We start from the raw sequence: 14,260 nt of genomic DNA, 5'->3' as shown, positions 1-14,260 counted from the left end.
GTCACGCCGCCATCGCGAGCAGGCATTGTGGGGCATGCTCAGGTCGGCGGGGTTTGTTCCAGGTTCAGCAGGGTCTCGATCCGCGCCGGGCTGAAGGGTGGGCGAGGTGCGGGTGGTGTCCAGCCGAGCAGGTGTTCCAGGGCGGCGCCGCAGACCCGGCCCTGGCAGGCGCCCATGCCGCAACGGCTGGCCAGTTTCGCTTCGCGCCAGTTTTCCTGACCGATCAGTTGGCCGTAGGGCACGTCTTCGCAGCGGCAGACCAGGGTATCGGCGTGGGCGAGGGTCTTGAGGCGCGCGTCGAGGGCGAAGGCGTGGTGCAGTGCCTGGGCGAAGCCCTGCCAGCGGGCGCGACGCGGCCACAGCTTTTGGGCAGCAGCGTTATCGTCGACGGCGGCGTGACCGGCGATGGCCCCTTCGACCAGTGCCAGTTCACTGCCGCCAAAACCGGTGCATTCACCCGCCGCGTAGTGGTCACGGCGGGTGGTGGCTTGCCAGGCATCGACGGCGATGGCCTGGTTGTCCAGGCCGCAGCCCAGGGCTTGACCCAGTTGGGTATTGGGGATGAGGCCGAAGCCACAGGCCAGTCGGTCGCAGGCCAGTTCAAGGATTTGACCGTGTTGCCGCAGGCGCACGCCTTCGAGCCGCCCGTTTCCCAGGGCTTCCAGCACGTGGGTATCGGTGCGGTAGTGGCGGTCGAACAGACGCAGCGATTGCCACAGCTTGCCCGGCCAGCGTGGCAGTTGCATGGCGAAACCGGCGACGGCGCGGCGACTGGCCTGTTCGGCGATACGCACCACCTGTGCCCCGTGCTGTTTGGCGGTGGCGGCGCTGGCGAGCAACAAGGGGCCGCTGCCGGCGACCACCAGCCGTTCGCCGCGCACCGGCAGGCCGCCCTTGACCAGCGCCTGCAAGCCACCGGCACCGGTGACGCCGGGGAGGGTCCAGCCGGGAAACGGCAGCAGCAGTTCCCGGGCACCGGTGCACAGGATCAGGCGTTTGTAGGTGATCTGCCAGCTGTGCTCGGCATCCTCCACCAGCAGGGTTTGCTCTGCGGCGCAGGCGATCACCCGCGTACCGCTGTGGCACCGCACATTGGCGCAAGCCTGCAATTGTTCGCGCAGACGACGTGCCCCGGCGGGCAATTGGACCTGGGGCCCGTCGCGCCAGATCTGCCCGCCCGGCAGTGGGTTGTCGTCCAGCATCACGATGCGCGCGCCACTGCTCGCTGCGGCGAGGGCGGCGGCCATGCCGGCGGGGCCGGCGCCGATGATCAGCAGGTCGGTGGTTTCGTTCATGGTCGGGTCTGCACCTGCATGCCGTCGCGGCACAGCGTCTGGCAGGCCAGGCGGCGCTGGCCGTCGATCAACACCCGGCATTCCTGGCAGACGCCCATGCCGCACAACGGCGCGCGGCGCTGGCCGCTGACCGAGGTGCGGCTGCAGCCGTCCGCGCCCAGCGCCAGGGCCGCTGCGACGCTGGTGCCGTTGGCGACCGAAAGTGGGTGGCCGTCCAGGAATAAGTCAGGCATGGGTTCGATACTCGTCGGTTAAGCGGATCTCATGGGAAGCACTCATTCTGTGGCGAGGGGGAGCGGGGTTTCAGGCATGGGCGGGTTCTCCCAGAAAACGCTGTGGCAGGTAAGCTTGCGTCGCAAGGGGCGAGGTTTCGTTGAACAGTTGCGCGACCAGCAGGTCGGCGGTGGCGGGTGCCGTGGTGACGCCCAGGCCTTCGTGACCCACCGCCAGCCACAGGCCCTTGCGTTGCGGGTGTTGGCCCACCAGCGGCAAACCGTCGGGGCTCGCGGCACGAAAACCGGTCCAGGCCCTGATGCCGTTGAGCTGGGCCAATCCCGGCAGGTAATCGACGGCACGCTTGAGCATCTTCGCCAGCATCCAACCTTCGACTTGCGGGTCGACGGTGCCGAACTGCCGTGAGGCACCGATGAACAATTGCCCGGTCGGCCGTGGCTGGATGTTGCACGCCACCGAGGGGCCGCTGGCGTTATGGGCGCTGGTGACGTAGCCCAGTTCCACCAGCGTATGGGTGACGGTGGCGGGGTAGCGGTCGGTGATCAGCAGGTGACCCTTCTTCGGTTCGATCGGCAGTTCCGGGCACAGCTCGGTGGCTTGGATCCCGTTGGCGAGGATCACCGCTTCGGCGCTCAACCATCGGCCGTCGTCAAGACGTACGCGCGGGCCGTCGACTTCAATGACCTGGGCGCGTTGCCGGCGAATCTTGCCGTGATCGAGCATCCAGCGGGCCGCCGCCGGGGCGTAGAGAATGCCGTCACCCTTGATCAGCAGCCCGCCCTCCAGGCCGTCGCGCAATTGCGGTTCGCGCTGTTGCAGCGCGGCTTGGCCGATCAGCTCGCAGGCTTCGCCATGGGCCAGCAGGTTGAGGTATTTGTCGTAGGCCACGGCCATTTCCTCGGCATTGGCCGCCAGCCACAACGTGCCGTTGTTACGCCAGGCACAGCCGTCGGGCAGGGCGGGGGCCAGCGCGCGCCAACGGCGCAGGGCGTGTTGGCTGAGGGCCAGTTCCGCCGGGTTGTCGTCCAGTACCAGCAGGTGGCCCATGCCGGCCGCCGTGGCGCCATGCCAGCCGGCATCCAGCACCAACACTTGCAGGCCGCGCAAGGCCAGGGCTTGGGCACATGCCGCGCCGATGATGCCGGCGCCGATGATGATCACGTCGGCTACAGAGCCCTCGCTCACGGGCGAATGCCCCAGGCGAATGGGTCGTCCTGTTCGATGAGCAACGTGCTTTCGGCGCTGATGTAGGCGCGACCGCGAATGGTCGGCACGATCCGTTCGCCCGCCGGCTCGTAGGCACCTTCGAACTGGCTGCCAATGACACTGGCCTGGCGCCAGATCTGTCCGGGTTGCAGCTTCCCATCGGCGGCCAGGCACGCCAGTTTGGCGCTGGTGCCGGTGCCGCAAGGGGAGCGGTCATAGGCCTTGCCAGGGCAGAGCACGAAGTTGCGGCTGTCGGCGTGCGGGTCGTCGGCGAACAGTTCGATGTGGTCGATCAGGCCGCCGTCTTCGCCGCGAAAACCCTGCTGCTCCAAGGCCTGTTGCACGGCGTAGGTGTAGGCGGTCAGGGCGTCGAGGTTGTCGCCCGCGACCCGTTGGCCATGGCCGGCCATCAGGAAAAACCAGTTACCGCCCCAGGCCACGTCGCCCACCACCGGACCGATACCCGGCACGTCCAGGGCCAGCGCCTTGCGATAACGGTAGGCCGGCACGTTGCGCACGCTGACCGAGCGGTCTTCGTGCAAGGTTGTCTGCACGGTGCCGACCGGCGTCTCGATGTTGTGCACGCCGGGGCCGATCCGGCCCAAATGGGCCAACGATGTCACCAGGCCGATGGTGCCGTGGCCGCACATGCCCAGGTAGCCGCTGTTGTTGAAGAAGATCACGCCGGCACAGGCGCTGGGGTCCACCGGTTCACACAGCAGCGCTCCCACCAGCACGTCGCTGCCGCGTGGTTCCAGCACACTGGCTGTGCGCCAGGCATCGTGTTCCGTGGCCAGGCGTTGCTTGCGTTCGGCCATGCTCCCCCGGCCCAGGTCGGGAAAACCGTCGATGACCAGACGGGTCGGTTCGCCGCCGGTGTGGGAATCGATCACGCTGATGCGTTTCATGGGCGCCCCTGTGCGTTCGGATGAGTGACCGCAAGGGTGGCCCGCGTGGTGGGGGGATGGCTTGATGGATTTATTCGTCGTCCATGACGAAATCGGCACAGTGACGGGGCGTCAGTGGCTGGAAGGCAGGAACTTGAACAAGGTCTCGCAAACCCCGGCGATGTGCTCGTCCAGCAGCTTCACGGCCCGCTCGACATCGCCGGCGCGGCAGGCCTTGATGATTTCCCGATGTTCGTGATCGGCGCGGTCCTTGCCTGCCGACAGGCTCATCTGCATGCGTAGGTAGCGCTCCAGTTTGTCGTGGACCGAGCGAATCAACCCCACCATGAATGGCCGTTGCGCCGGTTCATAGAGGCAGGCATGCAATTGCCAGTTCAGTTCGGCCCAGCGACCCACGTCGTCCTCGCCGATGAATTCGCGGCAGATGCCTTCGGCGCGGGCGAACGTCTCTTCGGTCATGTTGGGAATCGCCAGGCGCAGCACCTTGTCTTCCAGCAGCATTCGCACTTCGAACATCTGCGCCAATTCCGCCTCGGAAATGCGCGTGACCATCGCCCCGCGATTGCGCTGGAACATCACCAGGCCCTCGGCCTCCAGCCGCTTGAGGGCTTCGCGTACGGGGATCTTGCTGACGTTGAACTGACGGGCGATGTCGTCCTGGCGAATGGGCTCATCTTCGGCAAAATGCCCGGCGACGATGGCTTCGCGCAGATGCCGGGTGATGATCTCCGAGGTGGAAGGGGTATTGCCCAGGTCTGGCAGATTGAACTTGGATAAGGTCACGGCGGCGGGTCGTTCGGCTGAGGTAGGGATATGGTATACGACTTTGCTGGGATGGTCCTTGGGACAGGGGGCGTTCAGCTATGGGACAGGCGGGTCACATAAGTCTCTGTCCGGACAATGAGCCATCCGGTGACCGCCGCGCCCGCCAGCAGGGCCAGGCCGAACACGATCAGCGCCACGTCAGCGCCGAAAGCATCGGCCAGTAGGCCGGTTACCACCACTGGAATGCTGAAACCGATATACGCGAACAGAAAGAACCCGGCGCTGACCCGGGCCTTTTCCGCGCCGGCCATCGCGGTAATGGCCGACAACCCGCCGAGGTAGAGAAAGCCATAACACGCACTGCTGGCCCCCAGCGCGCCCAGCAGCACCGCTAACAGCGAGCCAGTGCTCGCACCCCAGGCCAACAAGGCGTAGCTCAACGGCAGGATCAACAATCCCAGGCGGGAGGCCCTGGCCGGATGCATGCGACGCACCCACGGCTGGAAGAGCAAGCCGCAACTGATCACGGTAAAGGTCGACAGGCCGGACCAGCGCTGCAAGTCATGGAGGGTGAGCACGGAGGGCAGGATCGCGATGACCAGGCCCGACGTCGCCCACGCCAACAGCATGGAAAAACTGTAGGGCAGGCTGCCGGCGGGAAACAACGGCAGGCGTAGCAGTGGTGCGCTGCGCAGTTTCACGGCAGGGTCAGGCAGCCGCCATACCACGACGATCGCCAGGGTGGCCAAGGCCAGTTGCAACCAGAAGCTGCCGGGCGTGACGCTAGGGTGGGCGAACAGGAAAAGACTGGTCAACGCTGCACCCAGGCCAAAACCCAGGGACGTGCTGGCGGTGACTCGGTTGGACGATGCGCGGGCATCGTCGGTGGTCATCAGTTCGGCCATGTAGGCTGTCGAGGTCGCCGAGGCCAACCCCGTGCCTACGCCCATCATCAGGCGCGCTACGCCCAGCGCCGGCAGGCCCGGCCAGAGCAACGTGACCACGGTCGCCAGCATCGACAGGCCCAGCGCCACCAGGATCAACGGCTTGCGTCCGACCCGGTCGGCCAGGCCACCGAGGGCCAGTAGTACGGGCAACACACCCAGCACGTAGCCGGAAAACGCCACGGCCGTGGCGCCAGCGCCATAGCCGGACAGTTGCGCATAGGTGGTGTAGAGCGGTGCCTGCAGGTTGACCGCGAGGGTGATCAGGCACAGGCCGAAGGCCAGTCCCCAGGAGTGTCGGTGCTGAGTGTTCAAAAGCGTTCCTTACGGCGCGGTGCCTGATTGTGAAGTCCGTGGACTATCACGTGCGGGCATGACCTGAACAAGGAATAGACCGGGACCTTTTATGTTTAACTGTTCGCTGAAAATTCGCGAACACTTGAACGAGCGTGCCTGTCGTGGACCTGAAGATCGATCGCAACGCGGCTGACCCCGTGATCCGCCAACTGGTAACCGGGGTCAGGGCCTGGATCACCGCCCATGGCATCCGCCCCGGCGCCCGCATGCCCTCCATTCGGCACCTGGCCCGGGACAATGGCCTGAGCCTGTCGAGCGTGATCAAGGCTTATGATCAATTGGTGGCCAGCGGCGTCCTGGAGTCCAGGCATGGCGCGGGGTTCTTCGTCGCGCAGCAAGTACCGCGGCCCAGCGCCCCCGAAACCGAAGCGGATCAACAGAAATGGCAGTTGTTCGAGCCGGCCTCGGCGCAGCTCAAGCTCGGCTGCGGCTGGCTGCCGGACACGTGGCGCGACGACACCGACCTGGCCCAGGCGATTCGTCAGGTGGTGCGCAGTGACAGCCAGGCATTGTTCAACTACAGCACGCCATTGGGCTCTGCCCAACTGCGCCTGCACATTCAGAAACGCCTGGGCCTGATGGACATCCATGTCGATCCAGGCCAGATCATCACGACCCAGGGCGCCAGCCATGGCCTCGACCTACTGGTGCGCACGCTGCTCAAGCCCGGGGATCTGGTGCTGGTGGAAAGCCCTGGCTACTACAACCTGTTCAACCTGCTGAAGCTGCACGGGGTCAGGACGCTGGCGGTGCCCAGGACCGCCAATGGGCCGGACATTGCCAGCCTGGAGCGGCTCCTGGCCGAGCACCAGCCCTCGTACTTCTTCATCAACAGCATGTACCAGAACCCCACCGGCACCAGCCTGGCGCCCAGCGTCGCCTATCGCTTGCTGCAACTGGCGACGCGGCATGACTTTCGCCTCATCGAAGACGATATCTACGCCGATTTCCAGAATGGTCCGACGTCACGGCTGGCGACACTCGACGCCCTGGATCGGGTGATCTACCTCGCGAGTTTTTCCAAGACCTTGTCCAGTTCGCTGCGGGTCGGTTATGTGGTCGCGCAACCGGCGATCATCAACCGTCTGGCTGAGATCAAGATGGTCACCGGCATCGGCTGTTCGCTGCTGGCCGAAAATGTCGTGGCGACGCTGCTGGCCAATGGGGCCTATCGCAAATTGGTCCAGCGCTTGCGCCAGCGCCTGAACAAGCAGATGGCGAGTACGCTGCGCCAGCTCGATCCGGCGTACTGGGAAGTTTTTGCCGAGCCCACGGGCGGGCTGTTCGTTTGGGCCAGGGCCCGACGGCTGGAAGAGTCACGCGTGCAGCAGATCGCCCGGGAGCTGAACGTGCAATTGTCGTCGGGCGCGACGTTCCTGCCGGACGGGAAGGCGTGCGATTGGCTGCGGCTGAATGTGGCCTATACCCAGGACATTCGTGCGCAGACGTTTTTCCAGCGGATTGAACAGGAGTCGGCTGTGATGCTTCAGTGACGCGCGGGAATGGTGTCGCTTCGGCTGGCCTCATCGCGAGCAAGCTTTGCTCCCACAGGGATTGTGAATGCATATGAGTTCTGTGTTTGCTGAAGATCCCCTGTAGGAGCAAAGCTTGCTCGCGATAGCGGTGTGCTGAAAAAGACAAACAGTGTTAATAGGAATTCATATCAAATAGCAATGAGTTGCTGTATCTTTCGCGACACATTCTTGTCGGTCGCGAAAGTGGCCGGTGTTCTTTCGTTAGGATTGTGCATCGATGCGTCGGATTCTCGTTTCACTGTGTGTGCTCCAGGCTTATTCCGTTCCCTCCTGGGCAGCCCAGCCCATCGCCACTGACCCGGCGCCCCTGGAATTGCAAGCCACGGACATCGTCGGTACCACTGACTACGAAACAGCCCAGGGCCCCGTGAAGGGCTACCACGCCACCCGTTCCGCCAGTGCGACGCGTACCGACACCGCCATCCATGAAACCCCGCAGTCGATCTCCGTGGTATCGCGCGATGTCGTTGAAGACCTCAGCGCCACCCGGTTGCAAGATGCCCTCGATTACGCCGGCGGCGTGGGGCGGGGCAATAATTTTGGTGGCCAGGGCCTGACCACCTTCACGGTGCGCGGTTTCACCACCGGCGAGTTCTACCGCAACGGTTTCCCGATCAACCGTGGCTACCCGAACGCGCCGGACGCCAACACCGTCGAGCGCCTGGAAGTGCTGCGCGGCCCGGCCGCCATGTTGTACGGCCGTGGCGATCCGGGCGGTACCTTCAACGTGGTGTCCAAGCAACCGTTGGCCGAGCGCACGGTGACTCTGGGCAGCCAGGTCAGCGACCAGGGACTGCGTCGCGGCACGTTGGACGCCTCCGGGCCGTTGGACGGCGAAGGACGCCTGGCCTATCGCCTGAACGTGATCGGTGAGGGCGGCGACACCTTCCGCGATCACGTCGAAACCGAGCGCTACGGCGTCGCGCCCGTGGTGACCTGGCAGGTCAATGACACCACGCGCCTGATCTTCGAAGGCGATTTCATGCGCAACAATGCGCCGTTGGACCGTGGCCTGACCCACTACGCCGGCCAGCGCGGCACCGCGTCCCGCGATACCTTTTTTGGCGAAAAAGACGCCGGCAAGCTGCACAACGACAACAACATGCTGCAGGTGCGCTTCGAGCACATGCTCAATGACGACTGGACCCTGGCCGGCGGCACCCAGTGGCTCGACGGCACCTTGCAGGGCAACGCGGTGGAAGGCAACGGCATCGCCGCCGACGGACGCACGCTGGGGCGTAACTTCAATTATCGCAAGCTGGAATGGACCGATCGGGACACCCAGCTCAACCTCACCGGGCATTTCTCCACCGGTGGCTTCGAACACACGTTGCTGACCGGCATCGAGTATGAAGATTACGACTACCAGTCCATCATCCAGCGTTCCTCCGGCGCCGTCGGTGCTTACCCGATCGATATCTTCGATCCGGTGTATGGCCAGCCGCGCCCGGCGCTGACGCGTACCCCTACTGACGATCAGGAAAACCTCAAGACGTTCGGTGTGTTCGTCCAGGATCAGGTGGCACTCACCGAGCGCCTGAAGCTGTTGGCAGGCGCGCGCTTCGAGCGCTTTGAGCATGAATACGAGACCTTCGTGCCCAATGGCAGGAACTGGGACAAGAACGACAGCGCGGTCACCCCGCGGGTGGGGATGATTTACGACCTGACCGACACGGTGGCCGTCTACGCCAACACCGCCCGGTCTTTCAAGCCCAACACTGGTGCCAGCCGTCAGGGCGGCGGATTCAAGCCGGAAGAGGGCAAGTCCTATGAGATGGGCGTGAAATGGGAAGCGCTGGATCGCCAATTGAGCGTCGACGCGGCGGTGTATCAGATCGAAAAGCGTAACGTCCTCACCACTGACCCAGTGGATTCCACGTTCAGTGTCGCCGCGGGGGAAGTGCGCAGCCGTGGATTCGACCTGAACGTGGCGGGCAACCTGACGCCGGAGTGGCGCATGATCGGCGGCTACGCTTATGTCGATGCCGAGGTGACCAAGGATACTCGCATCCCCAGCGGCACCCGTTTGCTCAACGTGCCGAAGAACACCTTCAGCCTGTTGAATGTCTATGAGTTCCAGAACGGGGGCCTCAAGGGACTGGGCCTGGGAGCAGGGGTCAAATACGTGGATGAGCGGGCCGGCCAGACCGCGGCGAATGCGTTCTCGATGGACAGCTACACCGTCGTCGACCTGCTCGGCTACTACAAGGTCAACGAACGGATTCGTCTCAATTTGGACCTGAAGAACCTCTTCGACGCCGATTACGAGGAAGGCGCCTTCGGCAACGTCTATGCCTACCCGGGCGCACCGCGAACGGTGCAGGCGGGCATTTCCTACACCCTCTAAAGCAAGTGCAATCCCTGTGGGAGCGAGCCTCACGATAGCGGTATGTCAGTCAAATACTGAACCGACTGGAATGACGCGATCGCGAGTTCAGACTCGCTCCCACAGGGCGGGGCGATTAGAACTTGAACGCCTGCCGTCCGATCAGCAGCCACTTGCCATTCTTCTGCTTCTGCCAGATCTGGAAGTTTTCGATTTCAGTCGGCACGATGTCGGTGCCCTTGATTGCCTGGGCCGAGAAATGGTTGCGTACCAGGGCGGTGTCGCCTGACAGGGTGATTTTCTGATTCTTCATTTCCAGGGTCTTGAACGCGCTCTTGCCGGTTTCGATGTCGGTGATGAAGGCTTTCTTGTCCTGGATGTTGCCGCTGGAGTGACCGTAGGTGAGGTTCTCTGCGGCCAAGGCCTGAAGTTGGGGGATGTCCTTGTGCAGCATGGCCTGGGTCAGGTGGTCGACGGCCTGGGCCACGTCTTGCTCGGCCGAAGCCGCGGCGGTGGCTGCGTAGCCGCCGAACAGGCACAGGAAGCCGATAGCCAATGTGGTTCTTTTCATGGGGATTTCCTTGTTGTTGTAGGTATCAGGAACGCGAGCGATGTTGCTCTCGTCGGTCATCGTACAACTTGTCAGGCAGGACTGGAATAGGCGGTAGGCAAACCGGCCAGGCGCTGGGCCCAAGGGCTCCTGATAATGTGGCGAGGGGGCTTGCTCCCTCGCCACAAGTTTCATCCCTCCCGAACCGCGCCGCGAATCCCCTCCAACAACATGCTGAACGCCGGATTGTCATTGTCCTCGCGCCACACCAGGTGCAATTCGCTCTGCACCCCTTCGCCCAGGTCGATTTCGCGAAACACCACCTGCTTGAACACCACGCTGGTGGCACAGCGCGGCACCAGCGCCAGGCCCATGCCGGCGTTCACCAGGGCCAGGATCGTCAGGGATGAACCCAGCCATTGCACGAATTGCGGCGCGACCCGGGCCGAGCGGAGCATGCCGGTGAGCAGTTCGTTGAAGGGCGGGTAGGCGGCATGGGAATACATCAGGAACGGCTGCTGGTCCAGGTCCTGGACACAGACTGACTCGGCGCTCGCCAATGGGTGGCCGGCCGGCACCGCCAGCACGAACGGCTCGCGCACCAGGCATTCGGTGGCGTAGCCGGTTTCCAGCAAGGGTGAGCGGACGATTCCGAGGTCGATGCGCCGGGCGCGCAGGGCTTCGTGCTGTTGGTAGGTGTTCATTTCCGCCAGGACGATTTTCACCTGGGGCTGTTTCAGCCGCGCCTCGGCGATGACCTTGGGCAAGAACTCATACACCGCGCTGCCGACGAAGCTGATGGTGACCGAGCCGATATCACCCTGGGCGAAACGCCGGGCCGCGATGGCGGCTTGTTGCGCCTGCTCGAGCAGGTTCTGTGCTTCGATGAAAAACGCCCGGCCGGCGGCGGTGAGCGCCACGCTGCGGGTGCTGCGGGTGAACAGTTCGACACCGAGGTGATGCTCCAGCAACTGGATCTGCCGGCTCAGGGGCGGCTGGGTCATGTTCAGGCGTTCGGCGGCGCGCCGAAAGTTGAGTTCGGTCGCCACGGTGGTGAAACAGCGCAACTGGGCCAGTTCAAACATTGATTCAATCCAGGTATCAATCAAGTGCCAAGTTAGATTAGACGGGAACAATTGTCCGCGTCCATGATCGTCCCGTTCCCCACAAAAACAATGATCGGGAGGCTCCCTTGAACAAGCTATCGGACTCCACCCATGACCGTACCCTGGCGCTCGCGGCGGCCAAGGTCAAACGTCATGTCCTGCCCCTGGTGGTGGTGATGTTCATCGTCAACTACATCGACCGGGTCAACATCGGCTTCGTGCGCAGCCACCTGGAAACCGACCTGGGCATCGGCGCTGCCGCCTATGGGCTCGGTGCGGGGCTGTTTTTCATTGGCTACGCGTTGTTCGAAGTGCCGTCCAACATGCTCCTGCAACGCTACGGCGCCCGGGCCTGGCTGACACGCATCATGTTCACCTGGGGCGCGGCGGCGATGGCCATGGCCTTCGTGCGCGGCGAAACCAGTTTCTACGTGTTGCGCTTCATCCTTGGCGCGGCGGAGGCCGGGTTCTTTCCCGGCGTCATCTACTACTTCACCCAATGGCTGCCGGCCAACGAGCGCGGCAAGGCGATGGCGATCTTCCTCAGCGGCTCGGCCATCGCTTCGGTGATTTCCGGGCCGGTGTCGGGCGCGCTGTTGCATGTCAGCGGGATGGGCCTGCACGGTTGGCAATGGATGTTCCTGATCGAAGGCTTCGCGTCCATTGTGTTGTGCGGTTTTGTCTGGTTCTGGCTGCAATCGCATCCGAGCCAGGCCAAATGGCTGAGCGCCGAAGAAAAAACCGTGCTGATCGCCGCCATTGCCGAAGAACAACGGGCCAGGGAAGCGGCCCAGGTGATCAAGCCGTCGGTGTTCAAGCTGCTGGCCGACCGGCAGATCGCACTGTTCTGCTTCATCTATTTTTCCATCGCCCTGACCATCTACGGCGCGACGTTCTGGCTGCCGAGCATGATCAAGAAAATGGGCGGGCTGGGGGATTTCCAGGTCGGCTTGCTCAACTCCATCCCGTGGATCATTTCCATTGTCGCGATGTACGGTTTCGCCGCGCTGGCCGGGCGCTGGAAATTCCAGCAGGCCTGGGTGGCGGTGACGTTGGTGATCGCCGCGTTCGGCATGTTCATTTCCACCACCGGCGGACCGGTCTTCGCCTTCGTGGCGATCTGTTTTGCGGCGATCGGTTTCAAGGCCGCGTCGGCGCTGTTCTGGCCGATTCCCCAGGGCTATCTGGACGCGCGCATCGCGGCGGCGGTGATCGCCCTGATCAACTCCATCGGCAACCTCGGCGGCTTCGTCGCGCCCACGGCCTTCGGTTTCCTGGAGCAGACCACTGGCTCCATCGAAGGCGGCCTGTATGGGCTGGCCATCACCTCGCTTGTCGCGGCCGTGGTGATCTTTTTTGCCCGCGCTACACCGCGAAGCACACCACGAAACACGCCACGGCGCGATACGCCCAGTTCACTCTCCGGTCGACCTGAAACCGTGAGCGAAGAAGCCGCGCCGCAAACATCCAAAGCCTTGAACCCTGGCCCATCGGGAGCCGCTGTATGAAGATCAAACGCGTCACCGTCACCCCCATTGCCTTTCGCGATCCACCGTTGCTCAACGCCAGCGGCATTCATGAGCCGTTCGCGCTGCGTTCGATCATCGAGATCGAGAGCGATAACGGTTACATAGGCCTGGGCGAAAGCTACGGCGATGCGCCGGCCCTGGCGATCCAGCAGCAATTGCAAAGCCAATTGATCGGCCTGGACCCGTTCAACCTCAACCAGTTGCGGGCCATCGTTGAGGCCACTGTCGCCGCCCGCAAACCGACCGGTGTGGCCAGTGCGGAACTGGCGCCGGGCTCCCATGCGAGCAAGGCGGTGAGCAATGCCTACTCGGCGTTCGAAGTGGCGTGCCTGGACTTGCAGGCGCGCTACCTGAACGTACCGCTGGTGGACCTGCTGGGCGGCGCGATTCGCGATCAGGTGCCGTTCAGTGCCTACCTGTTCTTCAAGTACGCCGAGCACATCGATTCGCCGTATCCGCCGGACCGTTGGGGCGAAGCGCTGAGCGAGGAGCAGATCGTCGCCCAGGCCCGGCGCATGATCCAGGACTACGGTTTCAAGAGCCTCAAGCTCAAGGCCGGGGCGCTGGAGCCGGAACACGAAGTGGCGTGCATCAAGGCGTTGAAACGAGCCTTTCCCGGTTATCCGTTGCGTATCGACCCGAATGCCAACTGGTCCCTGGAAACCTCCATCCGCATGGCGGAACTGCTGGGGGATGATTTGCAGTACTACGAAGACCCGACCCCGGGGTTGGAGGGGATGGCCGAGTTGCACAAACGCACGGGGCTGGCGCTGGCGACCAACATGGTGGTCACTGATTTCGACGAGTTTCGTCGTAGCGTCGCGCTCGACAGCGTGCAGATTGTGTTGGCCGACCACCATTACTGGGGCGGCCTGCGCGACACCCAGGCGCTGGCGAAGATGTGCGACACCTTTGGCCTGGGGGTGTCGATGCATTCGAACTCGCACTTGGGCATCAGCCTCATGGCGATGGCCCATGTGGCCGCCGCGGTGCCGAACCTGGATTACGCCTGCGACACCCATTACCCCTGGCAGGAACCGGATGAAGAGGTGATCAAAGGCGGCAAGCTGCCGATCGTCGACGGCTGCGTGAAGATCACCCGCGCGCCGGGCCTTGGGTTGGAGCTGGACCGCGATCAACTGGGCATGCTCCATGAGCAGTTCCTGCGCTGCGGCATTCGCCAGCGCGATGACGTGCGGCAGATGCAGCGTTATCGGCCGGAATGGAAGACCGTCAAGCCGAGGTATTGAGCGCAGGCGAGGGGGCCTTGCTCCCACAGGTCTTGCTCCCATAGGTCTTGTTCCCAGGGATAAACCCCCTCGCCACAAGTCGGTGATGCTCAGTACCAACCCTATCCCCCAGCCCCCCTTCGGCCCAGCCCCAAAGTCTCGCGCCCATCGGCATCGCAGTCTTACACCCAAACTGCCGCGCCGGGCCGGGGCTGCCAAAGCACCCGCCAATTGCCTCCAAGGCAGCGTATGACGTGGCCTGGAGCCTTTTGATAA

The 14,260-nt window shown here is 63.6% G+C and carries 12 protein-coding genes; 4 read left to right on the top strand and 8 right to left on the bottom strand.

The features are described from left to right. Window positions 1–38 precede the first annotated feature (38 nt). The 6 genes from N4Q37_RS05360 to N4Q37_RS05335 all read right to left on the bottom strand — a co-directional run bounded on the left by N4Q37_RS05360 (window position 39) and on the right by N4Q37_RS05335 (window position 5,667). Window positions 39–1,295, bottom strand: a complete 1,257-nt coding sequence (locus N4Q37_RS05360; RefSeq protein ID WP_260955856.1) for an NAD(P)/FAD-dependent oxidoreductase — start codon at window positions 1,293–1,295, stop codon at window positions 39–41. Continuing rightward, window positions 1,292–1,528 (bottom strand): (2Fe-2S)-binding protein, encoded by a 237-nt coding sequence (locus tag N4Q37_RS05355; protein WP_260955855.1) that lies wholly within the window; start codon window positions 1,526–1,528, stop codon window positions 1,292–1,294. Before N4Q37_RS05355 ends, N4Q37_RS05360 begins: the two co-directional genes overlap by 4 nt. Window positions 1,529–1,598: 70 nt before the next feature. After that, window positions 1,599–2,714 carry an NAD(P)/FAD-dependent oxidoreductase gene (locus N4Q37_RS05350; protein ID WP_260955854.1) on the bottom strand — a complete coding sequence of 372 codons (1,116 nt, stop codon included), beginning with the start codon at window positions 2,712–2,714 and terminating at the stop codon, window positions 1,599–1,601. Further along, window positions 2,711–3,643, bottom strand: coding sequence for a 4-hydroxyproline epimerase (locus N4Q37_RS05345; RefSeq protein WP_260955853.1), 933 nt, complete (start codon window positions 3,641–3,643; stop codon window positions 2,711–2,713). Before N4Q37_RS05345 ends, N4Q37_RS05350 begins: the two co-directional genes overlap by 4 nt. 111 nt (window positions 3,644–3,754) lie before the next feature. Further along, window positions 3,755–4,426, bottom strand: coding sequence for a GntR family transcriptional regulator (locus tag N4Q37_RS05340; RefSeq protein WP_260955852.1), 672 nt, complete (start codon window positions 4,424–4,426; stop codon window positions 3,755–3,757). Window positions 4,427–4,500: 74 nt separating this feature from the next. Then, window positions 4,501–5,667 (bottom strand): MFS transporter, encoded by a 1,167-nt coding sequence (locus tag N4Q37_RS05335; protein WP_260955851.1) that lies wholly within the window; start codon window positions 5,665–5,667, stop codon window positions 4,501–4,503. Window positions 5,668–5,810: 143 nt separating this feature from the next. Between N4Q37_RS05335 and N4Q37_RS05330 the strand changes: the two genes are divergently transcribed. Together N4Q37_RS05330 and N4Q37_RS05325 are read left to right on the top strand one after the other, a co-directional pair. Beyond that, on the top strand, window positions 5,811–7,202 hold the full coding sequence (locus N4Q37_RS05330) for an aminotransferase-like domain-containing protein (protein WP_260955850.1): 1,392 nt from the start codon (window positions 5,811–5,813) through the stop codon (window positions 7,200–7,202). Window positions 7,203–7,461: 259 nt separating this feature from the next. Then, window positions 7,462–9,591 carry a TonB-dependent siderophore receptor gene (locus N4Q37_RS05325; protein ID WP_260955849.1) on the top strand — a complete coding sequence of 710 codons (2,130 nt, stop codon included), beginning with the start codon at window positions 7,462–7,464 and terminating at the stop codon, window positions 9,589–9,591. A 115-nt stretch (window positions 9,592–9,706) separates the two neighbouring features. Here N4Q37_RS05325 and N4Q37_RS05320 read toward each other — a convergent pair whose 3' ends face one another. Beyond that, window positions 9,707–10,141, bottom strand: a complete 435-nt coding sequence (locus N4Q37_RS05320) for a nuclear transport factor 2 family protein (protein ID WP_260955848.1) — start codon at window positions 10,139–10,141, stop codon at window positions 9,707–9,709. Window positions 10,142–10,311: 170 nt separating this feature from the next. After that, entirely contained in the window at window positions 10,312–11,205 is an 894-nt protein-coding gene (locus N4Q37_RS05315; RefSeq protein ID WP_260955847.1) for a LysR substrate-binding domain-containing protein, read from the bottom strand. Between the two features lie 197 nt (window positions 11,206–11,402). On the opposite strand from N4Q37_RS05315, the gene N4Q37_RS05310 reads away from it, so the two are divergent. Both N4Q37_RS05310 and N4Q37_RS05305 read left to right on the top strand, forming a co-directional pair. Next, window positions 11,403–12,734: an MFS transporter gene (locus N4Q37_RS05310; protein WP_260955919.1), complete on the top strand. Its 1,332-nt coding sequence runs from the start codon at window positions 11,403–11,405 to the stop codon at window positions 12,732–12,734. Further along, window positions 12,731–14,005, top strand: a complete 1,275-nt coding sequence (locus tag N4Q37_RS05305; RefSeq protein ID WP_260955846.1) for a glucarate dehydratase family protein — start codon at window positions 12,731–12,733, stop codon at window positions 14,003–14,005. The genes N4Q37_RS05310 and N4Q37_RS05305 overlap by 4 nt, the downstream gene beginning before the upstream one ends. Window positions 14,006–14,260 lie beyond the last annotated feature (255 nt).

Source organism: Pseudomonas citri (assembly GCF_025336485.1).
Lineage (GTDB): Bacteria > Pseudomonadota > Gammaproteobacteria > Pseudomonadales > Pseudomonadaceae > Aquipseudomonas > Aquipseudomonas citri.
Note: the sequence above shows the minus strand (reverse complement) of the source record. Positions and strands in the feature narration are given on the sequence as shown.